Below are 1,067 nucleotides of genomic sequence, written 5' to 3' on the forward strand. Positions count from 1 at the left end.
TACAATAAAAGTGAGCATTTGTCTCTTATTGTTCATTAAATTTTTCATGTAAGTTTATTATGGTAATTTATGTTAGTGAATTTTCTCATCTATAGCATATTTATTTTATTTGGAACTCCATAAAATATATTTATGTTACCTGCTCATATAATAGAATCAATAATGTACATATTTATATTGAATTTTTCTCTCTCAATCACTTTAATATTTTTATTTCTTATTTCCTCAATAACATCTTTTGCATTTCTATTTTTATGTTTAAATGTAGGATTTGTATATATAGTAATATCAACACCGTTTTCTATAATTTTAGAAAATGATTTATAAAATTCGCAAATACCCTTCTTAGAAATCTTCGGGCACACAATTATAACGCATTTGTTTACATTCTCTAAATCACGTTTCATCAAATAACATAAAGAAATAGCATAAAACTTGTCACCTCAATAACCTTCCCATCCACTTTGTTTGTTCCATTCAGGACTTAAATCTCTAATCCATTGTGCTTCAACTCTTCTGCATTCTTCCCTTGATTGCAATACAACCCATCTAACAACTATACTATCTCTATTTTCAAAAATATTTCTTGCAGATGTATAATGGTTTGTTGTCCCATTGTAATACTGAACAAATCTTTTTCTGAGACCATCTTCGGCTTTTCCAACATATACTAAATTTCCATTGCAAAAAAGCTTATAACACCCCATGCTATTAGGAGCAACTTTAGTTGCTTCCAATAAAGAAACTGCAACTACACCCGATGATTTTACTAAATTGCCAAGTATATCAAAAATACCCATACTTATATCCTCCTCGTATAATTATTATTAAAGACAATAAATTTGTCTCACATTTTAAAACTTAATAAAACACATTGATAATTGGAAATTACCTCTTCTTTAAAACCTTATTTAGAAATCACATCTATTGCCATGTATCTAAAATATCAAATGATTAAGTACATGGCACAGACCGTCACATCTTTTATTTTACGGCCTTTATGTTTACTTTTGAGATAACTTGTAGCATTATTATACTGTAAAGTTGATATGGGACAGGCTTTTGTC

2 protein-coding genes are annotated in these 1,067 nt (G+C 28.3%); both read right to left on the bottom strand.

Annotation, left to right across the window (positions count from 1 at the left end):
• Nucleotides 1–143: 143 nt before the first annotated feature.
• Nucleotides 144–407 carry a phospholipase D-like domain-containing protein gene (locus tag HNR52_RS12250; protein ID WP_435620742.1) on the bottom strand — a complete coding sequence of 88 codons (264 nt, stop codon included), beginning with the start codon at nt 405–407 and terminating at the stop codon, nt 144–146.
• 36 nt (nt 408–443) lie between these two features.
• Nucleotides 444–800 carry a GIY-YIG nuclease family protein gene (locus tag HNR52_RS12255; protein ID WP_435620743.1) on the bottom strand — a complete coding sequence of 119 codons (357 nt, stop codon included), beginning with the start codon at nt 798–800 and terminating at the stop codon, nt 444–446.
• Nucleotides 801–1,067: the final 267 nt, after the last annotated feature.

The organism is Thermoanaerobacterium thermosulfurigenes, assembly GCF_051201035.1.
Lineage (GTDB): Bacteria > Bacillota > Thermoanaerobacteria > Thermoanaerobacterales > Thermoanaerobacteraceae > Thermoanaerobacterium > Thermoanaerobacterium thermosulfurigenes.